General features: G+C 59.4%; 13 protein-coding genes, 1 tRNA gene and 1 pseudogene. 8 read left to right on the top strand and 7 right to left on the bottom strand.

Annotated features, from left to right (window positions below):
- From G3M63_RS15675 to G3M63_RS15660, 4 genes are all read left to right on the top strand, one after another.
- A complete protein-coding gene (locus tag G3M63_RS15675) occupies positions 1-435 on the top strand; it encodes a biopolymer transporter ExbD (RefSeq protein WP_163983725.1) in 435 nt (144 codons plus the stop codon).
- A complete protein-coding gene (locus G3M63_RS15670) occupies positions 435-1154 on the top strand; it encodes a TonB C-terminal domain-containing protein (protein ID WP_163983724.1) in 720 nt (239 codons plus the stop codon). Before G3M63_RS15675 ends, G3M63_RS15670 begins: the two co-directional genes overlap by 1 nt.
- Positions 1155-1164: 10 nt before the next feature.
- Entirely contained in the window at positions 1165-3780 is a 2616-nt protein-coding gene (locus G3M63_RS15665; RefSeq protein ID WP_163983723.1) for an ankyrin repeat domain-containing protein, read from the top strand.
- Positions 3781-4013: 233 nt separating this feature from the next.
- Entirely contained in the window at positions 4014-5546 is a 1533-nt protein-coding gene (locus G3M63_RS15660; RefSeq protein ID WP_163983722.1) for a phospholipase D family protein, read from the top strand.
- Between the two features lie 14 nt (positions 5547-5560).
- Here the strand turns inward: G3M63_RS15660 and cls are convergent, their stop codons facing one another.
- The 6 genes from cls to G3M63_RS15630 form a co-directional block, all read right to left on the bottom strand.
- A complete protein-coding gene (gene cls, locus G3M63_RS15655; RefSeq protein ID WP_163983721.1) occupies positions 5561-7000 on the bottom strand; it encodes a cardiolipin synthase in 1440 nt (479 codons plus the stop codon).
- Between the two features lie 15 nt (positions 7001-7015).
- Positions 7016-7351 carry a TusE/DsrC/DsvC family sulfur relay protein gene (locus G3M63_RS15650; protein ID WP_163983720.1) on the bottom strand — a complete coding sequence of 112 codons (336 nt, stop codon included), beginning with the start codon at positions 7349-7351 and terminating at the stop codon, positions 7016-7018.
- The gene (gene tusB, locus G3M63_RS15645; protein WP_163983719.1) at positions 7348-7647 is read right to left on the bottom strand and encodes a sulfurtransferase complex subunit TusB; all 300 of its coding nucleotides are present in this window, start codon (positions 7645-7647) and stop codon (positions 7348-7350) included. The genes G3M63_RS15650 and tusB overlap by 4 nt, the downstream gene beginning before the upstream one ends.
- Positions 7647-8003, bottom strand: coding sequence for a sulfurtransferase complex subunit TusC (tusC, locus tag G3M63_RS15640; RefSeq protein ID WP_163984301.1), 357 nt, complete (start codon positions 8001-8003; stop codon positions 7647-7649). Before tusC ends, tusB begins: the two co-directional genes overlap by 1 nt.
- Positions 8003-8392: a sulfurtransferase complex subunit TusD gene (gene tusD / locus G3M63_RS15635; RefSeq protein ID WP_150298872.1), complete on the bottom strand. Its 390-nt coding sequence runs from the start codon at positions 8390-8392 to the stop codon at positions 8003-8005. Before tusD ends, tusC begins: the two co-directional genes overlap by 1 nt.
- 71 nt (positions 8393-8463) lie before the next feature.
- Entirely contained in the window at positions 8464-9138 is a 675-nt protein-coding gene (locus G3M63_RS15630; RefSeq protein WP_178101008.1) for a Bax inhibitor-1/YccA family protein, read from the bottom strand.
- 234 nt (positions 9139-9372) lie between these two features.
- Here G3M63_RS15630 and G3M63_RS15625 point away from each other — a divergent pair.
- The 3 genes and pseudogenes from G3M63_RS15625 (at position 9373) to G3M63_RS15615 (ending at position 11637) form a co-directional block, all read left to right on the top strand.
- Positions 9373-9463: transfer RNA gene (locus G3M63_RS15625), tRNA-Ser, on the top strand.
- 584 nt (positions 9464-10047) lie between these two features.
- Positions 10048-10296, top strand: a pseudogene (locus G3M63_RS15620) (alcohol dehydrogenase catalytic domain-containing protein); the annotation flags it as partial.
- Between the two features lie 327 nt (positions 10297-10623).
- Entirely contained in the window at positions 10624-11637 is a 1014-nt protein-coding gene (locus tag G3M63_RS15615) for a zinc-binding alcohol dehydrogenase family protein (protein ID WP_163983718.1), read from the top strand.
- 152 nt (positions 11638-11789) lie between these two features.
- Here G3M63_RS15615 and G3M63_RS15610 read toward each other — a convergent pair whose 3' ends face one another.
- Positions 11790-11939, bottom strand: coding sequence for a hypothetical protein (locus G3M63_RS15610; RefSeq protein ID WP_163983717.1), 150 nt, complete (start codon positions 11937-11939; stop codon positions 11790-11792).
- A 233-nt stretch (positions 11940-12172) separates the two neighbouring features.
- Between G3M63_RS15610 and G3M63_RS15605 the strand changes: the two genes are divergently transcribed.
- Positions 12173-14995 carry a winged helix-turn-helix domain-containing protein gene (locus G3M63_RS15605; RefSeq protein WP_163983716.1) on the top strand — a complete coding sequence of 941 codons (2823 nt, stop codon included), beginning with the start codon at positions 12173-12175 and terminating at the stop codon, positions 14993-14995.
- Positions 14996-15115 lie beyond the last annotated feature (120 nt).

Raw genomic sequence — 15115 nt, 5'->3', positions numbered from 1 at the left:
ATGAGCATCCAGTTCAACTCGGGCCCCATGGTCAAGCGGCATAACTATCAGCAGAACGCCGAAATGAACATCACGCCCTTCGTCGACGTGATGCTGGTGTTGCTGATCATCTTCATGGTGGCCGCGCCGCTCGCCACCGTTGACGTACCGGTAGACTTGCCCAGCAATGCCTCCACCGCCAGTCCGCCACCGGCTGATCCGGTGTACGTTAGCGTCCAGCCTGGTGGGGCGCTTTTTGTGCAGGAAACGCCTGTCGCCTTGGGCGAGCTCGCTTCGCTGGTCGCAAGCCTGACCGGCGCTCAAACCGACACCCGCATGTTTCTGCGCGGTGATCAGGCCGTTGACTACGGCACCCTGATGCGGGTGATGAATACGCTGCAAAAAGCCGGCTATACGCGCATCAGCCTGGTGGCGACCGAAGAGCTGGAGCCCTGATGAAGATGACCAGCACATATGCCGGCTGGTTGGTTCGTTTAGGCGTGATAGTGGTATCGGTGATTGTGCATGCGGCATTGATCGCATGGCTCAGTAGTGGGCGATTCAGCCACAAGGCGGCTCCAGAATCCAATGTGGTGGCTGTAGAACTGGTTGAGCTGCCCAAAGAGCCCGAGCCCGAGCCCGAGCCCGAGCCTGTGCCGGAGCCAGAACCGGAGCCAGAGCCCGAACCGGAGCCGGAGCCGGAGCCCGAACCGGCCAAACCAACGTCACCTCCGCCGCGCCAGCAAGCCGCTGCTCCGCCGAAACGCAAGGGCCCGCCGGTGCATTCCTTCGGAGCGAATGATAACTGGGCTGCACCGCCTGCTCCGGCTGCCAGTGACTCTCCAGGTCGCGGAAGGCCCGTGCCGTCAGGCTACGCGGATACGGTGAAGAACAAGGTGATAGCCAATCTCAAGCGGCCGGCCGGTTCTTCCTACAAGCCACCGCCGGGATACAAGGGCGATCCCGAGGATTTCAAACGCCGCTGCTATATCCCCTACGAAATTCTGGTGGATGCGCAGGGCAAGATGATTTCCTTCGAGATCGATCCTTGTGGTGATGCCGTGCTGGATGACGCCGCTGAGCAGGCGATACGTCTGGCTGGTCCCTTTCCGCCACCGCCGAATCAGGGCGCGTCGCGCTACACGATTTATGGCACAGCAATATTTTTAGATTAGGAGCCTGACCATGGCTGTACTGATTGTTCCACGGAGCGCTGTGTTGGCCGGGGCGCTCGCATTGCTAGGCGGTTGTGTATCCGAGCCGGTTTCCGGGCCGGTGCCTTTTCACGACAACACGCCGCGCAGCTACACCGATAAACCGCAAACACTGGCCAGCTTCGCCTGCGGTGGTGCGCTGCCGGCGGTGCACCAACAGATCTGCGCCAGTGAGGCGCTTTCCCGGCTCGATCATCAGGTTGTCGATCAATACCGACAAAAACTGCGCGAGTTGGATGTGCCCGGCGGTTTGTTGCTGGAGGCCAATCAGCGCCGTTGGATGCTGTCCAGAGCCGGGCAGTGTGGCCTGACTGAGGAAGCGCGCGCTGAGGCGGCAAATCCGCAGGCGATTGCCTGCCTGGAATCCATGTATCGCAAGCGTGCACGACAGCTGGCGGATTGGGCCGTGCCAGCGCCACAGACTCAGAAGGAAGCGCATGCCTGGTCCTCGTATGCGGAGTATCGCCTGGTGGATAGTCGCGGGCAGGGCATGTGTGAAGCCATTGGCGCAGCGCTCAACCGTGAGCTCAAGCGCGACGGCATACCGCGTCCGGATGCGTTGCCAAACGTTCAGGTACTGGCGGGCAGCCATGCGGGCAGTCAGCAAACAAAGGTCGGTGCCTCTGATATATCGGTCAACCTGTACGACGCGGGGCTCTATGCCGGTTATGAGCGCCGGGCCCGTGGCGTCAGCGTTGATGGTGTGCCTGTGCTGGATCACCGGACCCTGCCGCTCTGGGTCGCCGAGCAGCCTAACTACGGCGGTCGCGCGCATGCATCCTCATCGCAGACCGGTGACTACGCCTCGATTGATGTGCTTGAGCGCAATGGCCAGACGCTGGTGCTGGTAAATGAAAGCTGGGGATTCTATTCGCCCGCAGCCCGGGGTGAGTCCGCCTACGCGGGCTTGTACCGGCTACAGGGCAAACAGCTTGAGCCCTTGTGTCTGTACCAGACCTACCTGACCCCGCCGCGCACCAATACGCTGGCCGGTTTGCCTGCCTATCAAGCGCTGCAAACCGAGCTCGACACCCTTGCTGGCGACCCGCTGGCCGAATATGCGCAGCACGAGCGCCGGGACAACTTCCAGACCTGGAAAGAGCAACAATGGACCTTGCTCAATCTGCCCTTGGTCGGGGCGGAAGCCTTATCCCGCTACGGACGCAAGGCAGCCCTCCAGCAGCGCAACGATGAGGTGCTGGAGGCGTTCTTCGGCTGGTCTGAACGCAACCTGCGCAACAAGCAGATCTACCGTAAGGTATTGCCGATGATGCAGCCGGCCTATCAGGAATTGCAGCAGATGTTCCGTGATCAAGGCCTGGAAACCGCGCAGGCGACAGCCGCGGCTGACCTGCTGTTTCACGCCAGCCTGGCACGCAGCATGGATAACCTTGCGGCACCGCAGACCGTACCGGATATGCCGCTGGCTGCATTTGCCCGCTATCAGCCGCGCTATGCCATCGCGCCGCAGACTGGAGAGCTGGAGCAGGGTCGCAATTTCGCCACCTTGCACAGTGTTCTGCTCAACAACGCACCGTTACGCGTCGTCAGCGACTTCATAGAGTATGAAACCGCAGAAATGGGGGGCCAGCGGGGCAGGGGGCCAGATGGTAACTCCGCTACCATGGCCGCGGTCGGCAATCCCGAGGCGCTGACATTGCTGTTACGCCACGGCTTCGACCCCAACCAGTCCAACGACTGGGGCAAGACCGCACTGATGAGCGCTGTTCAGCTTGATCGGCCCGACAGCGTGAAGCTGCTGTTTGAGCATGGTGCAGATGTGCACAGGCAAACCCGCAGGCAGACTGGTGCCGGCGCGGGTGGGCCGGACCGGACGGAGGCAACGACCGGCAAACAGACGGCACTGACGCTGGCCGCGCAACATGCGAGCGGCCGCATCATTGACCAACTGATTGCTGCAGGCGCGACGCGCATGGAATGGGCTGGCTACAAGGACCAGGTGTGTGGACTGCTGGCGCAGAACCGCCAGCTGGATGGTGCGCAGCGCAGTCGCGTGCAGGGCCCTCTGTGCATCGCCGACTATGCGCCCGCACCCGCTACATTGCAGGCGCGGGCAGACCTGCGCCGTGGCGAGGAGATCAGCATCAGCGAAGCAGGCCAGGATTATCGGGTAAAACTCATCGATCGCCCGGCTATGACGCTGTTCGGCCAGGCGGTGGAAATGCATCCGCAACGTTTACGCAAGGATCTCGGCAAGATGGCCCGGGCAATCGGCACTGCAGCAGTGCGCCGAGGCAAGGGTGAGATAAAAGGCCCGCTGACGCTGGTGTTCAATGATCTCACCGAAAGCAACGCCGAAAAGCTCAAAGCGGGTGTGGCCTTTCCGGTCTCGGCTGGTACCACCTCGGCGTGGCGTTATCAGGTTGAGCAAAAGCCTGCGAGCAAGGCGTTACGGATCGTTGCCCACGATCCGGATGCCGATCCAGGCACGCTCTGGCACGCGCTGTTCACTGCCGCAGAGCGCAACAATCTCACGCCGACCATGGAGGGCTACATGCTGATCCATACGCGCGGTACCCGCAGTACCGAATATCAGCTCGGCGTGATTGACCAGCCCCGCAACTGATTGTCATCCCAGGCCCGCGATGTCTCCCGTCGCGGGATCTCAGAGCGTGACCCATGTGATCAACCCCGCCCCGTGCGTTGCGAAACTTGCAGCGACGGGCACTTCCTTGCATGCTTCGTGTCCTCTTTGATGGAAGCCGATAGTCGCGTGTGGAGCTGTTTGAAGTAGTCATCAAGCTGCTCCGGTCACCTCGCGGCTAGCGGTAAAACCTAATGGATCCTAAGCGAGACCATGTGAATAGACTGGCAGTTGTAGTTCTCATGTTCTGTACGGCAGCCCTGAGCGGGTGCGCCACGACCTTGCCCCAGCACGATGCGCCGCCGAGCTACGTGCTACCGGTCGACCTGGATTCACCGTTAAGTCGCTACGTGCAGGACCGGCAACCGGATGACACCCAGCTGTCCGGATTCAGGCTGCTGGCGAACGGCTCCGACGCCTTGGCCAGCCGGCTGCAGATGATCAACATGGCGGAGCACAGCATTGATCTGCAGTATTACATCTACAGCTCGGACCTCACCGGAGCCCTGCTGGCCGAGCGGCTGCTGGCTGCAGCAGATCGCGGCGTACGGGTGCGCATTCTGTTGGATGACATAGGCAATGGCCTGGCGGATTTCAGTGTCTCCGCGCTGGATCACCATCCCAATATCCAGCTGCGTCTGTTCAACCCGCTGACCTTTCGCCACAAGTGGCTCCGGAATCTGAGCAAGGTCGCCGAGTTTGCGCGTATCAATTACCGCATGCATAACAAGTTGATGGTTGCCGATAGCAGCGTTTTCGTTACCGGGGGGCGCAATATCGGCGACGAGTATTACGCATTGAGCGAAATGACCTTCCATGACGTGGATATCCTGGGAATAGGTCCGATTACCCGTGACGTCAGCCGTAGTTTCGACGAGTTCTGGAACAGCCGCAGTGCCATCCCGATCAAGGCAGTGGCGGGCAAGTCAGCCAATGGCTCGCTGGTGCAGCTGCGTAAAAGCATCCGTTCAGTGGTTGGACGCGTGGAGACCCGTCGCTACCTGGACGGCGTGAATGAGTCGCCGTACCGGCAGGTTCTGAGCGACGACAGCTTGGCTTGGCATTGGGGCCCAGCCGAGTGGGTATACGATCCGCCGGAGAAGGCTGACCCCACGGAGCCGCGCAAAGATGTTTCACATGTTGCGTATGAGCTGGCCAGGCGTGCCGAGGAGGCCGAAGACGAACTGCTGCTGATGACCGCCTATTTGATTCCGGGCGCGCAGGGCCAGGCGTTTCTGGTGGACAAGGTGATGGCCGACGCGGCCCTGAAAGTGTTGACCAACTCACTCTCAAGTACCGATTTGCTGGCCGTTCACGCCAACTATGCCCCGTACCGAAAGCCGCTGCTTGAGGCGGGCGCCGAGATGTGGGAGCTGCGTCCGATCGCCGGGCAGCAGGGGCGGGCCAGTCCCTTCCTGAGCGAATCCCTGGCCAGCTTGCATGCCAAAACCTTCGTCTTCGATCGGCGCGACCTGTTCGTCGGCTCGATCAATCTTGACCCGCGGTCGCTCTGGCTGAATACCGAATCGGGCGTGTTTGTTGAGCAGCCAGAGCTCGCCGCGCAGGCAGCTAAACTGTTCGAACGCTGGACGTCAGAGAGCTACGCGTTTCGCTTGCAGCTGGATGAGGATGGAGACATCAAATGGCATGCAGACGGGCACACCTGGACCAGCGAGCCGGGTGCATCGGCGCTGCGCCGCATCAGTGCCTGGTTGCTGGGCTGGTTGCCAATCGAGAGCCAGCTCTGAATGTGAGGTCGGGCTTACAGCAACGGACTCATGAAATACATCAGCCTTTCCAGACCGCGAGCGGCCTTGCTGCGTTGTTGCCAGCGGCTCAATAACAGCTGCTCGCTGCGTGCCTGGTAGGAATCCAGCACCGCCCTGATATGTGCACAACTCTCCGGGGTCGTCAATGCGACGGTCAGCTCGAAGTTCAACTGAAGGCTGCGAATGTCGAGGTTGACGCTGCCCACCAGGGCGAGCTGCTCATCCATCAGCATGGCCTTGGTGTGCAGCAACCCGCCATCGAACAGAAAGATTTCTACCCCGGCCTGCAGCAGCATCTCGAAGTAGGAACGGCTTGCCCAACCCACCATCAGAGAATCGTTGCGCCGTGGCAACAATAGCTGCACTTTGACGCCACGATGAGCCGCCTGGCACAAGGCCTCGAGGATGGCTTCGGAGGGCACGAAGTACGGCGTGCTGATGACGATACTGTGATTGGCGCGATAGATGCTGGTGAGCGTGGCGTGCCCGATCAGGTCTTCGCCTATGCCCGGGCCGGAGGGCAATACCATCAGCCACTGGCTGGGATTATCCGGGGTGTTACCGACCTCCGGCAGGCGGCGCTGGCCTGTCTCGACCTCCCAATCCCAGGCAAACACTTTGGCCAGTCCCGCCGCAGCCTGGCCATCGATCCGCAGCATGATATCGATCCAGGGGCCCACCTTGGCGTCGCGCTTGAAAAACGCCGGGTCAGCAATGTTCATCGAGCCGGTGTAAGCGACGGCATCGTCAATCACGATCAGCTTGCGGTGCATGCGCAGGTCGATGCGATGGACCAGCGCCCGCAGCAACCGCACTGGCAGCGCGGCGGTAACTTCAATTCCGGCTGCCTTCATCTGCTTGTACCAGCGAGACCGGAAGAAGGGGCGGCTACCGGCATGGTCAATCAACAGATAGATTTCCACACCGCGGCCAGCCGCTTCGATCAATGTTTGTGCCAGCTCATCGGCCCGCCCACCGGGGAACCAGATATACGTCTCGATGCGAATGCATCGACGTGCACGGCGCACATCATCACATAGCCGATCGAAGATATCCTCGGGTGCGTCCAGCACTTCCAGCGACTGATAGCTCTGCGCGCTGATATGAATCTGGGTGGATAGCAACTGGTTGATAGCCAGACTGAGCTGGCCGCCTGGCAGCGAAACGTCGGCCGGAAAGGATGTGTGCAGGCTCCGTAGATAGGGCTCGATCATGGCTTCGGCGCGGCCGGCGCGCTTGCGGCCCAGGTTCAGGTCACCGACGAGCAAGTAGAGCACCGCGCCCAGGATCGGAACGATGAATATAACCAGCAGCCAGGCCAGGGTTACGCTCACCGGTTTGCGCCGCGCAATGACCCGTGCGGTCACCAGCGCAATCAGCAGCCAGTACATCACGGCCGTCGCGAGACCGAGCACCGTCTGAATATTATCCATTCAGGCCGCTCCGCATCAGAGACAATTATCCGGTTTAGGCAAGCCTGCGATCTTGCTGGCTAGTTTTGCCGGGCTCCCGGGGAACAGCCGCAGCAGATGCAGGCTGGTGCCTTTTTCCGGGCCAAGCTGCTGGCCGATGTATTTGACCAGCGGGCGCATGGCCGGAGACAGCTGATATTCCGCGTAAAAGCGGCGCAGGGCGTGGATGACCTCAAGGTGCTCGTCTCCGAGCGTGATGCCCTCAGCCTGCGCCAGCTCTACGGCCACCTGCTCTGACCAGTCCCCAAGGTCGACCAGAAAGCCTTCCTTGTCGAGCGCAACAGAGCGGCCATCTACCGTGATGACTGTCACCAGCTCACCACTTTCGAGTGATAGACGCAGAGCTGCACCATGGCCGGGTAATCGATGAGTTTGACGCGCTCCGGCAGATCATCCAGCGCAATGCCGCGCGCCAGGATGTCGGCTTCCATGGCATACAAACGCACGCTGCCGGGCAATATTTGCAGCGAAGCCAGCGTCCTTGAGCGCGGCAGCAAGCCATAGACGGCATCTTCCAGCAGCAGCAGGCTCTGTTGAGGGCCCAGGCCGCGCAGGCAGCTGGCGAAGCGGGTCTCGCTACCTGGTGAGTGACGAAGTATATGCAGCATCAGAGCGTAACAACCTGATCGTAGTGGTCGAGGAGGGCGGCGATCTCGGCGCTTTCAACAGGACGCGCATCCAGCAGGCACTGAGCACCGCCAAGGCCGCGTTCGCCCATTGAATGCTGGCACACCATGATCTCTTCCACGCCGAACAGGGGTAACGCCTGCAGATTGGCGGCGAGAGACTTGCGGTTGATCTGCGTGGCATCCTGGCCTTTCAACAACTGCAGTACGCCGTCATCCATAAACAACAAGGCCGTGGGGACACCGAAGGCCGCCGCAGCAAGCGCCAGATCCAGTGCTTCACGGGCAGCCAGGCGGGCAGGCGGGTGACGGCTGATAATCAACAGGCTTTTCATGATCAGGTACCGAAAGTGACGGCGCGATCAGCCGTTTGCAGGGCATCTACCCACTGCCCGAGGCCGGACAGTTCCCAGGGCGCGCCAGTATTGGCAACCGGACGCTCCCAGCGCTGGGCCTCGTCTTCATTGAGCACGCCGCGGCGCAGGGCTGCTGCAATGCATACCACTGCGTCCAGCTCGTGCTCGGCGATGAACTGGCGCCATTCCAGCGCTATATCGGATTCATCCTGCGGTTGAACACCCAGGCTGGAGGCGAGATGCACCGCGTCCCGGTAAAGGAACAGACGGCTGATCTGGTGACCTTCGGCGATCACAGCCTTGGCAAAGCTGAGTGCGCTTCGGGCGGCCGGATCCTGCGGGCCGGCGAGCAGAGCAATAGCAAATTTCATGGACTCTCAACCGCTGAAAACAAGGAGGCCCGCATTAAGCGGGCCCCGGTAGTATACCTGCGTTGATCAGATCAGTCGTTGCTGCCAAAGATGCCGAGCAGCTGCAGCAGGCTCAGGAACAGGTTATAGATGGATACGAACAATGTGATCGTAGCCATGATGTAGTTGTCTTCGCCGCCGTGGATGATCGCGCTGGTCTGATACAGGATCACTGCAGAGGAGAACAGTACGAAGCCGGCCGAAATGGCCATCTGCAAGCCGCTGATCTGGATGAAGAAGCTCGCCACGACTGCGCACAGCAACACCACAAAGCCGGCCATGATGAATCCGGACAGGAAGCTGAAATCCTTGCGCGTCAGGATTGCGTAGGCCGACAGACTGAAGAACACCAGAGCCGTCATGCCCAGCGCCATAGTCACCAGCGAACCGCCGTTAGGCAGCGACAGGTACATATTCAGGATCGGACCGAGCGTATACCCGAGAAAGCCGGTGAAGGCGAAAGTACTGACCAGGCCCCACGCCGAATCGCGTAGCTTGGTAGTCAGGAACAGCAAGCCGTAGAAGCCGACCAGCGTGATGATGATACCGGGATGCGGCAGGTTAAGGCTCATCGACCCAAAGGCAACCAAAGCACTGAATGCCAGGGTCATGGCCAACAGACTATAGGTGTTGCGGAACAGTTTGCTGACTTCCGCCTCGTTCACTCCCGTATGCTGGAGAGTGTTAGTTCGTTGCTGGGTGTTCATGTTCAAGCTCCAATGGTTGCAAACAAGAGGTCCTTTAATCGGTTTGATCATACCGGTTAGTCACTTCAAATCAAGAAATCCCGTGCCGTACAGGCATATCGACCCCGCGACTTTTGTGACAGAGTGCAACAAGGGCACCGGCAGCGGTCCATGACAGCAATCTGCGAGGAATTTGCTACAACCTTTGCTTAGACCATTGACTGGAATGAAGTTTCCGGTAGTATTGCCGGCCGTGGAGGGATGGCAGAGCGGTTGAATGCACCGGTCTTGAAAACCGGCGTAGGTTAATAGCCTACCCAGGGTTCGAATCCCTGTCCCTCCGCCACATCTCGTGGTAAATCAATGCCTTACATTTGGTTTTGATTCTTACCCAACAAAACGCCCCACAACCCGAAAATGGTTGATTGGGGCGTTTTTTTGCCTGAAATCCGTCGTGGCAGTCAATCGACCAGAACTTCAGTATCCGGTCTTACCATCAAAGTAAGCCTGCCAAAGCGGTCAAGCGGAATCGGGGGCGAGGACGACGTGATGCTCGAATTACGGAGTGTGCGATTCCCCGTACTGTTGCCGGATGTCCAGTTGTGAAACCTGTTTCTACGCCAGGAAAAAAGGTGGGAACGGGGACTCCGAAATCCTGAGCCAGGTTGGCGATTTTGCCATTCACGCGTGGACAGCGGCCAGCTTCGTTGGCTGCCGATTTGCCCATACGCGCGGGCAGCCAAGAGTCTGCCCGAGTGCGGCATCACACAATCATCCCAACTTCATAAAATCATCCAATAACAAGCGGCGGTGCTTTGCGACAGTGTCCGACGTTTTATCAATCCCATACTCGATGAGGCAGTTTCGCCACTGGCGCATAGCTATCGGGAAACCAGGCGACTCCCCTTTTTGTCGAAGCGAGGATCTACAATGAAAGCGATGGTGCTCAAATCATTTGGCGGGCCGGAATCGTTCGAGCTTTGCGAGGTGCCCAAGCCAGTGCCGCACGCGGGACAAGTGCTGGTGCGGATACACGCAACCTCCATCAATCCGTTGGATTACCAGGTACGCCGTGGCGATTATTCCGACCTGGTACCACTGCCGGCCATTACCGGCCATGACGTATCGGGTGTTGTCGAAGCCGTCGGGCCGGGTGTGACGAGCTTCGTGCCAGGCGATTGTTGGCGCGGTCTATTCGCTTGCTGACATTGGTCTCGCCCATGCGCTGCTGGAGAGCCCAAACAACGGTCTTCGGGGAAAAATCGCGATTGCGGTCGAGCCACAGGCTCATCTCGTCAGCGGGAATGTCTAACCGTTGAACTCGCACTAACGGAGAGCCCCATGATTTATGAAATCGCTCTGCTGCCCGTTCATAAGGATCAAATCGAACGTTTCAGATGTGCTCATCGACCGCCCCGGGCCTCGAAGCCGGACAGTCTGTTGCTGGACCAGAGCTATTAAAACGTTGCCTCAAGCCCTACAACTCACCATGAAAGGGACAACCCAATGAAAGCTATCGGCTATGTGACTAACGGCGCAATTGAGCGCACCGATTCTTTAATCGATCTTGAGATCAATAAACCATCGGCTTCTGGTTATGACCTTCTCGTCAAGGTGGCCGCCGTTTCAGTCAACCCTGTCGACACAAAAGTGCGGAGAGCCCGCCCAGCAGAGGGCGATGCGCCTGTCATTCTCGGCTGGGACGCCGTGGGCGAGGTTGTAGAAGTCGGCGAAAAGGTCAGCCAATTCAAGGTCGGCGACAAAGTATGGTACGCGGGCGCGATTAACCGCCCCGGCACCAATGCCGAGTACCATCTCGTTGACGCACGCATCACCGGCCATGCACCCAAAAGCATCGAAACGCCTGCAGCAGCAGCGCTGCCCCTGACAACTTTGACGGCGCAAGAGATGATTTTTGATCGCCTAAAAGTCACCGATAGGGTGCCGGGGGCCGCAAATGCAATTGTGATCATCGGCGGTGCGGGTGGAGTAGGGTCCGTAGCGATTCAGCTTCTGCGCGAGCAGACCGACCTGACGATCATTGCAACCGCCTCGCGTCCCGAGACACAGGAATGGGTCAAGGAACTGGGCGCACATCATGTCGTAGACCACTCAAAGGCGCTGGCGAGCCAGATCGCCGCTCTAGATATCGGTGCACCTGCATTTGTGTTCTCAACCAACCATTCCGAAACCTACGTGCCCCAAATAGCTGAATTCATTGCGCCGCAGGGCCGCTTCGGTCTTATCGACGATCCGAACGATCTCGACATCATGCCGCTTAAAGTCAAAGCTGTGTCGATCCATTGGGAGCTGATGTTTACACGGTCGCTGTTCACCACAGAGGATATCGCACGTCAGGGTGAGATCCTCGATACCGTAGCCGGGCTGATCGATGCTGGACACATTCGTTCAACGGCGACAGAAAACTTCGGCAAGATAAATGCTGAAAACCTCAAGCGCGCCCATGCCCTAATCGAAAGCGGCAAGGCCAAGGGCAAAATTGTGTTGGAAGGGTTCTGAACAGCAGTGCGCGAAATTGATGACGCATCCAAACCACCTGAATCGAGCTGCGAGCATCGTCGGCCAGTCGACCTGGATTTATCAAGACAGATCCCACCAGACTGCGCGGATGGAGTCAGAGCCGTCCACCAAGGACGTGCTCGGCTTCATCTCTAGCTGACCTCCAGCGCAGCCAGAGCAATCTCGTCTTCTCCCTCCTGAAATTCCTCGGCGCCAGGTGAACTGATCTTGTTCAACGCCTGATCCGTATTCCGGGAAACGATCAAGAAAAGAAATCGCTCACGTAGCCTGAATCTCGACAATCACCGCGGTCTTCCTTGAGAAGAGCTTGCCCACGTGCCCGGCGCGATGGGTGCAGATGGCAGGTTGCAATATCGTGCTATACCTCGGAGGATAATGCTGGTGGCCGAGGACCTCGTAGTTGGCAGTTAAGTCCCCGTGTTCGCGGACGAGCATGAATACCCGAGGATTTTGCGTGCCAGAGACTGACGAGATTGTCGAATTTGGCCCGTTTCGCCTGCACGTGGTGGGGCGGTTGCTGGAAAAGGAAGGGGTGGCCGTCAAGCTCGGCAGCCGCTCGCTCGACCTATTGATTGCGTTGGTTGAGCGACCTGGGGAAGTCATTTCCCGGCGGGAGCTGATGGCGCGCGCCTGGTCGGGACTGGTAGTCGACGAGGCCAACCTGCGGGTCAATATCGCAAGCCTCCGCAAATGCCTGGGTGGGGCCAGTGAGGGCGCACGTTACATCGCCAACGTCCCCGGCCGCGGGTACAGCTTCGTCGCACCCGTAACGCGAGCGCGGGTTGAGTCTTCGCCTGAGAGACCCGAGGCCCCCCGATCCCCCGATCCTTACCCCGGCAATCAGCTACAGGTGTCGGTCCTGAAATCCGCATTGCCCGAGCGTCTCGGGCGGCTCATTGGACGCGATGCGTCCGTCCGCGCATTGGGCGAGATGCTCACCACCCATCGATTTGTGAGCATCATCGGCCCTGGTGGAATGGGGAAGACGACTGTCGCGATCTGCGTGGCGCGTACCATGCTCGATACCTTTGACGGCGCCGTGTACTACGTCGACCTTGCCTCGGTCACCGACGCCTCGCTCGTTCCGAGCGCGATTGCTTCCGTGCTGGGTCTAAAGGTTCGATTGCAAGATCCCGAACCGAGCATACTGGGGTTCTTTGGCGCCAGAAGAGCATTGCTCGTATTGGACAATTGCGAGCACCTCATCGATGAGATCTCGGGGCTCTCGGAATGGCTTTATAAATCCGCACCTCAAACCCACTTGCTTACGACCAGTCGCGAGCTACTGCGCGTTGAGGGCGAACACGTCTACATTCTCCCGCCACTCGATGTTCCCCCGGTCAGCGAGGGTATGACAGCCTCCGCTGCAATGGCTTATCCCGCAGTCGAATTCTTCATGGATCGAGTGGCGGCAAGCGGGGTACAGGAGCCGCTGACGGACGAGATGGCTCCTCTCGCGGTCGAAATCTGCCGAAAAACGGATGGTATTGCCTTGGCAATCGAATGGGCCGCCGGCCGGGTACGCTCGTATGGGCTGCGTGGAACTGCGGAATTGATCAACAGCCGTTTCAATCTTCTCTGGCAAGGCAGGCGCAGCGCGCCTCCCCGGCATCGGACGCTCCAGGCGATGCTCGATTGGAGTTACAACCTGCTGTCCGAGAGCGAACGGCGGGTGCTGTACCGGTTATCCGTATTCGTCGCTCCATTCCAGCTCGCGGCGGCGGAATATATCGCCGCGGACGCGGTTCTCACGGACGCCGAAGTGGCAGCGGTAATCGCCAGCCTCATCGATAAGTCAATGCTCTCGCCATCGATACTCAACGGATCGAACTATCTGCGCGTTCTGGATACGACGCGCACTTACGCGTCGGCAAAATTGGCGGAATCGGGCGAGGTTGACGCCGTCTCGCACAAGCTTGCCGAGCATCTCATAGCCCAATTCAACCGTAGCAATGAACATGAGAATGAGCGGCGCGACACAGACCGTGAGTTGATGCAGCTCGGGAACCTGCGCGCTGCGCTTGCATGGGCATTCTCCGAGACGGGAGAAGGTGAGTTAGGAGTTCGCCTGGCAGCGCTTGCCGCACCGTATTTGGTGGAATCGTCGCTGCTGGAGGAGTGTCACCGTTGGTGTCAGGCCGCGCTTTCGCAACTGGGTTCGCAGCAGGGCTCCGTGACGCATCTCATCTTGCAGGAGGCGCTGGCAATTTCTGCCTTATTTACTCGCGCCAGTACAGATGAAGTCCGCAATTCTGTCGAGCTGGCACTGCGCCTGGCGCGGGCGCTGAACGATCAGGAACGCGAGCTCGGGCTGCTCTGGGGGCTCCAGGCATTCATGACCCATGTCGGTCAGTTCCGTGAGGCTGTTGACGTGAGTTGGCGCAGTAGCGACTTGGCGCGCAGGATTGATTCTCCCGCGGGCATTGTCATGTCTGATTGGATGCTTGGGGGTTCGTATCACTTGGCAGGCGATCAGACGGCTGCGCTACGCCACACCCAGGAGGGCTTTAAACACGCTGCGGCGCATGGCGGGATAGCGGTCGATCTGCTTGGCTTCGGCCATCGAACCCGTGCACTCGCCCTTCACGGGCGCACGCTCTGGTTGAGTGGCGCCGCGGACCGCGCTGCCCAAGTGGCTCGTCAGGCAGTTGAGGGAGCCGAGCACAACGTGTTGAGCTTGTGCATCGCTTTGTTACACGCCTCTACGGTTTTTCTGTGGAGGGGTGATGTAGAGGAAGCCGAAGCGCTGATCAGCCGTCTCATCCAGCACGACAGTCGCTACTCGCTCGGGTCCTGGGTGGACTTCGGCATCGCGCTGTCAGGTGAAGTGGCTTTGCTCAAGGGGCAATCCCGGTTGGCGGCAGACAGGCTTCGTGAGGCGCTAGGTACCCTGCATGCGAAGAGACGTTTCATGTTCATGACGGCGCTGAGCCGATCGATGTCCGAGGCGCTGCTCGATTGCGGCGAGATTCTGGAGGCGGAGGCGACGATCACCGCTGCTCTGGAACAGGCTGAGGCGCGACATGGATCATTCGACACGCCAGAGCTGCTGCGAACGCGGGCGCAGATCGGGATGGTTTCCGGTCGACTGGACGCAGAATCGGCCGAGGCGATGTTGCGGCATTCGATGCAGCTTGCAAGCAGTCAAGGCGCACTTAGCCTGGAATTGCGCTCCGCCATGGCTTTAGGCGCACTGCTTACAAGCGAGGGGCGGACTGAGGAGGCCTACGTGATCCTGACGGGCGTTTACGGAAGCTTTACGGAAGGGTACGAGACGCACGATCTCAGAACGGCCAGACACCTGATCGAAACCTGGGGGCCGGCCGCAAAAGCATAGGGCGCCAGTGGTTGACCTCGATCCATTCGCTTTTTACACGCTTTTACACCTATTTACGAACGCTCCAGCCTGTAATCTCGGAGGATAGGTGAGATATACGTGGGCGAGCGCGCCCTTGCA

This window comes from Pseudomonas sp. OIL-1 (assembly GCF_010669185.1).
In the GTDB taxonomy this organism is placed as follows: domain Bacteria; phylum Pseudomonadota; class Gammaproteobacteria; order Pseudomonadales; family Pseudomonadaceae; genus Halopseudomonas; species Halopseudomonas profundi.
This window is presented reverse-complemented; position numbering and strand designations above follow the sequence as displayed.